At 61.0% G+C, this 9106-nt stretch carries 8 protein-coding genes; 5 read left to right on the forward strand and 3 right to left on the reverse strand.

Annotated elements, in window-relative coordinates:
* Positions 1-234: 234 nt before the first annotated feature.
* Complete coding sequence (locus DIE23_RS35810; RefSeq protein ID WP_124617196.1) at positions 235-1299, reverse strand: porin; 1065 nt, start codon at positions 1297-1299, stop codon at positions 235-237.
* A 373-nt stretch (positions 1300-1672) separates the two neighbouring features.
* Between DIE23_RS35810 and DIE23_RS35815 the strand changes: the two genes are divergently transcribed.
* Positions 1673-2695 (forward strand): LysR family transcriptional regulator, encoded by a 1023-nt coding sequence (locus tag DIE23_RS35815; protein ID WP_124617198.1) that lies wholly within the window; start codon positions 1673-1675, stop codon positions 2693-2695.
* Positions 2696-2846: 151 nt separating this feature from the next.
* Here DIE23_RS35815 and DIE23_RS35820 read toward each other — a convergent pair whose 3' ends face one another.
* Entirely contained in the window at positions 2847-5132 is a 2286-nt protein-coding gene (locus DIE23_RS35820; RefSeq protein ID WP_124617200.1) for a heavy metal translocating P-type ATPase, read from the reverse strand.
* Positions 5133-5477: 345 nt separating this feature from the next.
* Between DIE23_RS35820 and DIE23_RS35825 the strand changes: the two genes are divergently transcribed.
* The 4 genes from DIE23_RS35825 (at position 5478) to DIE23_RS35840 (ending at position 8161) form a co-directional block, all read left to right on the forward strand.
* Positions 5478-6140 (forward strand): LemA family protein, encoded by a 663-nt coding sequence (locus DIE23_RS35825; protein WP_124617202.1) that lies wholly within the window; start codon positions 5478-5480, stop codon positions 6138-6140.
* Entirely contained in the window at positions 6137-6991 is an 855-nt protein-coding gene (locus DIE23_RS35830) for a TPM domain-containing protein (RefSeq protein WP_409364272.1), read from the forward strand. The genes DIE23_RS35825 and DIE23_RS35830 overlap by 4 nt, the downstream gene beginning before the upstream one ends.
* A 2-nt stretch (positions 6992-6993) precedes the next feature.
* Positions 6994-7491 (forward strand): TPM domain-containing protein, encoded by a 498-nt coding sequence (locus DIE23_RS35835; RefSeq protein WP_124617204.1) that lies wholly within the window; start codon positions 6994-6996, stop codon positions 7489-7491.
* A gap of 118 nt (positions 7492-7609) precedes the next feature.
* Positions 7610-8161 carry a hypothetical protein gene (locus DIE23_RS35840; RefSeq protein WP_124617207.1) on the forward strand — a complete coding sequence of 184 codons (552 nt, stop codon included), beginning with the start codon at positions 7610-7612 and terminating at the stop codon, positions 8159-8161.
* 426 nt (positions 8162-8587) lie between these two features.
* Here DIE23_RS35840 and DIE23_RS35845 read toward each other — a convergent pair.
* Positions 8588-9106 (reverse strand): transposase (locus DIE23_RS35845; RefSeq protein WP_260436328.1); only part of this gene is annotated, 519 nt, incomplete at its 5' end.

Raw genomic sequence — 9106 nt, forward strand, 5'->3', positions numbered from 1 at the left:
TCCGCTTCACGGGGAGCGGGCAGGGACAGTAATTCGCCCGACATGAGTAGCCGTCAATCCATCGCCGCGTGTCGTTACGATACGCGGCGATGTCTTTTTGTCGCGACGCGACGAGTCAACGGGACGGTTGGCAGTGAGCCTGCGGGGGCGACGGAGTGCTGAGGGGTAAACACAAAAATACCGGCGCGAGTCTCGCGATTCGCACCGGCATGGTTGAAGCGTTCGGGAAGAGCTTCAGAAGGCGTGTCTCATACCCACGCCGTAGGTAGTTCCGGAGGGTTTCCCGCTCAGCTTGTCGTAGGAACAGACGGCGTATACATCGGTCCGTTTCGACAGGTAATAGTCGTAGCCGACCGACGCCGTGTTCCGAATGGCGTTCTTTTCCTTGGGTGCCGACTGCTTCGTCCGAGCCCACTCGACGAGCACCGTGGAGGTTTGCGTAGCGGGAATCGAGAGACCGAGTTCGTAAGTATGAGAACCCACCTCCGTCGTCGTCGTATTGGTCGTCTGGATGGCCGCGTAGAGTTTGGCGAAGTTGGCGTTGTACGTGGCGCCCGCGAGGTACAGGTACTGCGCTACGTTTGGCATGTTGGCAGCGGAACGAACGCGCTGTGCGGACATGGCGATCTGAAGCGGACCATTCTCGTAGTTGAGGCTCAGGCCGAGGTTATCGCGTCCTTGGTGGCCGGTTGTACCGCTGAGGCCGTACTGCACGGTCCCCGTGAGACCCCGATACGATGCAGTCTCATAGCTCGCGACGTTCGCCCACACTGTATCGCCCACAACGGTGTTGTTATATGCGGCGGTGTATGACTGAACGACGAGAGGAGAGAACACGACGGAAGAACCGAACGGGTTCAGCAGAATCTGATTGAGGTAGGTGTGTGTAGTCTGCTCGCCAAACCTTAGGATACCGTACGGGGTCGCGAAGCCCACATGGGCATTGCGCGAAAATAGCCCGTCTGTGGAATTTCGCCCCAACTGGCCCGTGTTCGGACGGAAGAAGCTTTCCAGCACGAAGACGGCCGCATATCCGCCCCCAAGATCTTCCTTGCCGCGCAACCCCCAGAACGACGTCGTCAGGCCACCGCCTCCGAGCACGACGCTACCTTGCGGTACGCCGCTGACCTTTGATTGGGCGACATACGTGCCGATCAGGCCGTAGAGCTGGATGGAAGCGGAAGTGTCCGCCGAGGGCGGCTGTGCATGAGCCACGCCCGACCAGATCGAAATCGCTGTAATTGCGAGGGAACTTGGAGCCAATCTTCGGCCAACGCGCACGCTCGGCACGGTTCTCATCTGTGGTGTCTCCTTTAAGAATTTGTATGGCACAACATTGCCCGCCGGGAGCGTTGGGAGCGCTCTCGGGACGGGAAATTCGGTTTGGTGATTGCGGCTTGAAGGTCGAGCTGACTTACGGTGTCGGCGCGTGTCGCATCAACGCCGGCGCTCGTATCCGAGGTACGGATTGATGGTGGTGTTACTGACCGCGTCTCTCGGTTCGATGAATGTCCGCATACGGCTGTCTCCTATGCTGACCAGCGTGTGCGCAACGCAGAGACCAGCAACTTCGTCATCTTTTCAAGCAGTCTATGCAATGAAAATTCATGCCGATAGGCGCATTGGAAGGATTTCAGATATGCTGATCGAGAGATGGGTTGAGGAGACAGCGATGGAACGGGAAGCCTTCAAGTTATTCATAGAGGTGGCGGAGGTCGGCAGCATCAGTCGGGTTGCGGCGCTTAGGCAGACTGTCCAGTCCAACATCAGCAGGCAGATTGCCGAGTTTGAGCGCGAATGCGGCGGTCGCCTGTTCGAGCGGACTGGCCGTGGTGTGAAGCTGACCGGGTTCGGAGAGCGGATTATTCCGAGAATCCGCGCATGGATTGCGGACACAGACCAGCTGTTCAACGAAATTCGAACTTCTTCAGGCACGCCATTCGGTGAAGTACGTATCGGCATTTTGCCGTCCACGGCTCACCCGCTGATGACGACGCTATGTGAGCGCATCAACGCAGCTTATCCGGACATTCGCCTGAACGTTCGCGAGAGCCAGTTGGGGGAGGTTGAGACGTGGCTGGATAGCGGGCGAGTCGACTTGGCAATCCTGTTTCACGCGGAGCGCTCCATGACCACGGAGCGGCTCGCGACGCTCGCGACAATCGAAACTTATCTGGTCGGTGCGCCGGACTCGCCTTTGCTGCAGCGGGAAACGGTTGAATTCCGGCACCTTGAGGGGGTGCCTCTGATATTGCCGGGACGTCCCAACCGTCTGAGAAATATTATGGATGACGAAGCTCGCCGGGCCGGAATCGAACTTCGGACCGTGCTGGAAGCAGACTCGCTTGCCGTCCAGAGAGAGGTGGCAGCCAGCGGTCGAGGATATGCAGTGCTTGGCCCATGGGCTATTGCCCCCGATGTGCGCGCAGGCCGTCTCCGTGCCGCAAGAATCATCAAGCCCCACATCACCCGCTTCGTGACGCTTGCCAGCTCAAGCCAGGGCGCTATGACGCCGGCAATTCGGATCGTGATTGCGACGTTGAAGGAAATCGCTTCGGAGTTCTCCGAGTCCGGGGTGTACGACGGACTATCTTCCCAGCGTGTCGAGCGCGACCAGCGCACTGCGCCGTCGCAAACTGCCTCACCAAGGCAGACTGCTGCCGATCGTCCTGCGCTCAAGAGCCGGAAGAAATAGCACATGCAGCCTTGTACTGGTGCTCGAACGCGCAGTCCCGGCTTGCTGTACAGGTGCCAAATGGACTTGTGTTTGGCCTGGCACCCCTCCCGCTGCAATAGAACGTGAATCCGGCGGTAGCTGCAGCGACGCTTCTGCTCGGCGATGGGCGTCATCCGGCGTTACGAAGCCTCAACGCATTCGAGATGACGGAAGCTGAACTCAGGCTCATTGCCAGGGCAGCAATCATCGGCGAGAGCAGCAAACCGGTGAAAGGGTAGAGCACCCCTGCCGCCAATGGAACGCCGAGCGCGTTGTACACGAACGCGAAGCCAAGGTTCTGCTTCATGTTTCCGACGGTCGCCTCGGACAACGCCCGGGCACGCGCGATACCGCGCAAGTCGCCCTTCACGAGCGTCACCTGCGCGCTGCTCATCGCCACGTCCGTGCCCGTTCCCATGGCAATGCCGACGTCGGCTTTCGCCAGCGCCGGCGCGTCATTGATGCCGTCGCCGGCCATCGCCACAACGTGCCGGTCTTGCTGAAGCTTCGTCACCAGGTCGAGTTTGTCGGCCGGCCTGACCTCGCCATGAAATTCGTCGATACCGAGCTGCTCTGCAACGGCCTTTGCCGTCACCACGCCATCTCCGGTTGCCATCACGACACGAATGCCGTTCTCCTTCAACGTCGACAGTGCTTCCTGCGTCGTCGTCTTGATTGGGTCGGCGACGGCCAGCAGTCCGGCCAGGCGTCCATCGATCGCCAGATACATGACGCTTGCCCCGTGTGCCCGCATGCTGTCTGCTTCGGTGGCCAGCGTCTCGACCGGCACGGAATCGGCCAGCATCAGCGCGGTGTTGCCCAATACCAGCTTTCGATCGGCAATACGTGCTCGCACACCTGTACCGGTCGCGGATTCGAAATTCTCGGCGCGATCCAGAGACAGCTTCTTCTCGCGTGCCGCCGCGACGATGGCGGCCGCAAGCGGATGCTCGCTGCCCTGGTCGACGCTGGCGGCCAGTCGCAGCACCTCGTCGGCCGTATAGCCGTTGGTGCCCACGGCCCGCGAGAAAGCGGGACGGCCTTCGGTCAAGGTTCCCGTCTTGTCGACAATCAGGACGTCGACCTTGCGCAGATTCTCGATGGCGGCCGCATCGCGAAACAGCACGCCGGTTGATGCGCCTTTGCCACTGGCGACCATGATGGACATCGGCGTGGCGAGGCCAAGCGCGCAGGGGCACGCGATGATGAGCACCGCGACCGCATTGATGAGGCCGAATATCCAGCTGGGCTCGGGCCCGAACAGGCCCCACACCAGGAACGTCAGCAGGGCGATGCCGACGACTACCGTGACGAAGACGCCGGCGACCTTGTCGGCCATTCGCTGCATCGGCGCTCTCGAACGTTGTGCCTGCGCGACCATCTGCACGATTTGCGACAGCACGGTCTGGGCGCCAACCTTTTGGGACCGGATGACCAGGCTCCCGGTCGCGTTCATCGTTGCGCCGATGACATGGTCGCCAGTGCGCTTCGTCACGGGAATCGGCTCGCCGGTAATCATGGACTCGTCGAGCGAACTGGAGCCCTCGGTGACGACACCGTCGACGGGCACCTTCTCGCCTGGTCGGACGCGAAGCAGATCTCCCACCCGCACCTGAGACAACGGGACATCTTCCTCGGAATCGTCCGGGTTGATGCGTCGAGCGGTCTTGGGGGCGAGCCCGAGAAGCGCCTTGATGGCGGCAGACGTTTGCGAGCGAGCCTTCAGCTCGAGGAGTTGCCCGAGCAACGTGAGTGAAATGATGACCGCCGCAGCTTCGAAATAGACACTGACTCGGCCGTGGGTACTGTAGGTCTCGGGAAACACGCCCGGGGAGACGGTGGCGATGACGCTATAAGCGTACGCGGCGCCCGTGCCGAGACCGATGAGTGTCCACATGTTCGGACTGCGATTGACCAGCGAGCGCAGGCACCGCTTGAAGAACGGGAAGCCGGCCCACAGGACGACGGGCGTCGAGATGAGGAGCTCGACCCAGCTTTCCGCTGACGCGGACATCAATTCGAGCCGATGACCAAGCATCGCCAGCACGAAAACTACGACGGTCAGTGGCAACGTCCACCAGAATCGGCGTCGGAAATCGATCAGTTCCGGATTCTCGCCTTCGTCGATGGCGGGCAGAATCGGTTCCAGCGTCATGCCGCACTTCGGACATTGCCCAGGATGGTCCTGGCGTATCTCCGGGTGCATCGGGCACGTGTAGATGGTGCCCTCCATTGCGGGCGGCGCCGGCTCGGCGGACGGGACTTCGACGTACTTCTCCGGAGCGGACTCGAACTTCGTCAGACATGCGCGGCCGCAGAAGTAGTATTGCCTTCCGCCGTGCTCGCCGTGAAAGCGTGATTCATCCGTCACCGGCATCCCGCAGACGGGGTCGCGAAGCGATTCGTCAATACCCATATGTGCCTGGTTACCCTCGCGGTAATGGGCGCGCCATGCGCGTAGTCCGTGCCCGGCGACGCGTGCGTGGGCATCCGGGAGATTTCCAGTTCCACTCTATTGTCCGCTTGCCTCGACGCATTGACGTGGCTCAACAGGGCCCGAATCCGTTTCGGCGGACAGGACGGCGCGCGCGTCGGCTGAGTGGCGTATGGATGGGGCATGCAGGGCGGGCGGGTGAGCCAGAGTACGCTTGACGTACATCAAGCCGGGGTTCGCAAGGCTTCATACGATGGAACCATTGCCACCCGGTGTCACTTCGTGCCGGATGTGGCGAGATCGGCGATATCCGAATGAGGTGAATGAATGATGGCTCAGGCAACCATCCCGCCTGCATCGCGCGGTACGGCACGTGCGTTCTGGATTGTCGTGCTCGCCTCCATCCTGTTCAGTCTGACCGGATGTGGCTACAACGCGATTCAGACAGAAGACGAGCAGGTCAAGGCCAGTTGGTCGGAGGTGCTGAACCAGTACCAGCGTCGCGCCGATCTCGTGCCAAACCTCGTCAATACCGTGAAGGGGTACGCGAATCAGGAGCGCGCCGTACTGACGGCCGTGACGGAAGCGCGTGCCCAGGTAGGTTCGATTCGCGCAACGCCCGAACTCATCGCGAACCCGCAGGCGTTCGCCAAGTTCGAGGCGGCGCAGGGGCAACTCACGACATCGTTGTCCCGCTTGCTGGCCGTGTCGGAAAGCTATCCTCAGTTGAAGTCGGACGCAAATTTCAGAGACCTGCAGGCCCAGCTCGAAGGTACGGAAAATCGTATCGCTGTTGCCCGCAACCGATACATACGTTCCGTCCAGGCATACAACACCACGGTACGGTCGTTTCCGAGCAACCTGACAGCGAGCGCATTCGGCTATCCGGAAAGGCCCAACTTCTCCGTGAGTAACGAAGCCGAAATTTCGAAGCCGCCGCGTGTCGATTTCGGCTCGGCACCGGCGTCCGCTGGCGGGGTGTCCAATTGAGCGCGTTCCGACTGGCGCTCGCTGTCATCGTCGCATGCTTCGCGCTCGGCGGAATGTGCGCTCGGGCGGACGTCCCGGTGCCGTCCCTGGTCGCGAGGGTGACCGACGAGACCGGCACGTTGACGGCCGAACAGAAGGCCGTTCTCGAACAGACGTTGAAGGCGTTCGAGACGCGGAAAGGAACGCAGATTTCCGTGCTCATCGTTCCGACGACCGAGCCCGAATCCATCGAACAGTTCTCGATGCGTGTCGTCGAGCAATGGAAGCTCGGGCGCAAGAAGGTCGACGACGGCGTCCTGCTGCTTGTCGCGAAGAATGACCACACACTTCGCATCGAGGTGGGCTACGGCCTCGAGGGTGTGCTGAACGATGCGACGAGCAATCGAATCATCGACGACATGATCGTCCCGCGATTCAGGGCGGGCGATTTCTACGGCGGCATCTCGGCCGGCACCGACAGCATCATGCGGGTGGTTGGCGGCGAACCGCTGCCGCAGCCCCAAAGCCGACCACGTGCATCGGACGGAGCAGGACGCCTGCTGCCCGTACTCTTTCTCCTGACCGTCGTGGCAGGTGGCGTGCTACGTGCGGTGTTCGGCAGATTGCCGGGCGCGTTCGTCACGGGCGGCATCATTGGCGTGCTCGCATGGATTGTGTCCGGCGCGATTCTCGTCGCCGTGGCCGCGGGGTTGATCGCGCTGGTATTCACGCTGTTCGGTAGTGGAATGGGAACCGTCGGCGGCCGGTTCATCGGAGGTGGGGCCGGGCGGCCCGGCGGCGATTCTCACCGCGACATCTTCCGCGGCGGCGGAGGTGGATTCGGTGGCGGCGGTGCATCCGGCAGGTGGTAGCCATGGACTTCGAACGGCTTCTTCGGCATCTTCTCACGACACACTGGCGCATCGATCGCGCGTTTCCGCGCCGATCTCTTCTCGCCATTGAACGCGCAGTCCATGCCAGTCATGATGCACACGTCGGGCAAGTCAGATTCGCCGTCGAGGGCGCACTTCATACCGCAGCGCTGCTGAAGGGGACATCTGCCCGAACCCGCGCGATCGATGTCTTTTCTCAGCTCAGGGTCTGGGACACCGAACACAACAACGGCGTTCTCATCTACCTGCTGCTTGCCGACCGGGACGTCGAAATCATCGCGGACCGAGGTATCCACGCCAAGGTGGACAGCCGCGAGTGGGAAGCAATTTGCCGGGCAATGGAAGAGGATTTCCGGCGCGGAGATTATCAGTCTGGAGTACTACGAGGTATCGAACAGGTCACCGATCTGCTGAAGACGCATTTTCCAGCCAGGCGGCCCCCGGTCGACGAGTTTCCGAGTTCGCCCGTTGTGATGTGACGCAGTTGCGTCGACGTCATCACGTTTCCATCTTCACGACTTGCTGAAGACCGCCACGGACCCGTCTGCAATCGCAAACGGTTTGAAACGCTACCCCTGACACCTATGTGGAGGAATCGTGAAAAAGATCGGACTGGCACTCGCCATCGGCATTGCCTTGATGTCACCCACGCTTCAGGCTGCATCGAAAGACGGTGCGACTACCCAAAGCAGCTCGAACGCTCAGCGTCCGGACACGGCAGCGTTTGACAAGAATCTGGCCCAGTTTCAGGCGCAGATGAAAACCATGAATGCGCAGATGGACCAGATTCGCAAAACCCAAGACCCGCAGGAGCGGCAGAAGCTCTTGCAACAACACTGGGATACGATGCAAAGCGCGATGAGCACGATGCAGGGCATGTGGGGACCGGGGATGATGGGCTACGGCAGAATGGGACCCGGGATGATGGGGCGTGGGGGTGCCGGGATGATGGGCGGCTCGGGGCGTGGCGGCGGATGGGGCCATATGGGCGGCTACTATTCGCAACTGACACCTGAGCAGCTGCGAGAACGGCAATACATGAGCGACCAGTACCTCCGCATGCAGCAGGAAATGATGAGCAACATGATGCTGCAGCAACGATACTGGATGGGGCCTCCGGCGGGGACTCAGGCGCCGGAGAAGAAGTAGCGGTTGGCGGGAGAGAGAAATCTGACTGTGGGGATACCGCGGAGCTCGAGGAATGAAAGGGCTCCGTGGGGCGCTGCGTCTGCGGAGGAGCCTCATCGCTTCCTCATGCTTGCCGCGTTCGTTGGCAGAGCCGGATACGCTCGCGCATTGCGATGTAGTACGGATGTCACGAGCGCGGGATTCCGCGCTTTGGCTGTGCGTAAATTCCGTTGGAACAGTTTCACTTAAGCCCCGGCCAGCGGTCGTTTGCGGGGAGTTCTGGGGGTGTTAAGTGAAACTTCGCGGGGCGCGTTAAGGAAACGCTGATTAATAGTCAAACGCGCGAGCTTGTCGGCCGTGCTGACGCGAAAATTCCGGATGCCGAAGTGAAGCGCAGCCAATTCGGGGAAGTTTGACCCCGGGGAAGCGCCTCATTTCCTGCATTTTTCATACACGTGACGGACTACTCCCATGAGCCGAGCGCAACCGGTTTCGCGCGATCACCAAGTTCGCCAAAGCGAACAGGCTGAACAGTTGCGCCGTGTTCTTCGCCAGTCCCTTGTAGCGCACCTTGCGATGACGGAACAGGTTCTTGACGACATGAAACGGATGCTCGACCCGCGCGCGAATTTGTGCCTTGGTTCGCTCGAGCGCGATCACCAGATCCTTCAGCGCACCGTCCTGGATCGCCTTGATCTTGCCTCGCTTTGCCGCCACGCGCCACTTCACCGACTTGCTCTTCATTTCATCGCGCTTGTCTACGCCGATGTAGCCCGCGTCGCCGAACGCTTCTTGCTCATGACCATGCAACAGCGCGTGCGCTTGCGAAACATCCGACACGTTGGCGGACGTGCCGACCACGCTGTGAACCAGCCCCGAATCGGCATCGACGCCGATGTCGGGTAAGCGCGTGCTGTTGCCAGCACGCGCTCCCCTAAGAACCGGACGTGCGAGTCGCCCCGCATC

The organism is Burkholderia sp. Bp9143 (assembly GCF_003853645.1).
GTDB lineage: Bacteria > Pseudomonadota > Gammaproteobacteria > Burkholderiales > Burkholderiaceae > Burkholderia.

Bases quoted from the DNA above. Each gene is read 5' to 3' on its own strand.
- DIE23_RS35820 (WP_124617200.1), bottom strand. From the start codon at position 5,132: ATGGGTATTGACGAATCGCTTCGCGACCCCGTCTGCGGGATGCCGGTG.
- DIE23_RS35825 (WP_124617202.1), top strand. From the start codon at position 5,478: ATGATGGCTCAGGCAACCATCCCGCCTGCATCGCGCGGTACGGCACGT.
- DIE23_RS35835 (WP_124617204.1), top strand. From the start codon at position 6,994: ATGGACTTCGAACGGCTTCTTCGGCATCTTCTCACGACACACTGGCGC.
- DIE23_RS35815 (WP_124617198.1), top strand. From the start codon at position 1,673: ATGGAACGGGAAGCCTTCAAGTTATTCATAGAGGTGGCGGAGGTCGGC.
- DIE23_RS35810 (WP_124617196.1), bottom strand. From the start codon at position 1,299: ATGAGAACCGTGCCGAGCGTGCGCGTTGGCCGAAGATTGGCTCCAAGT.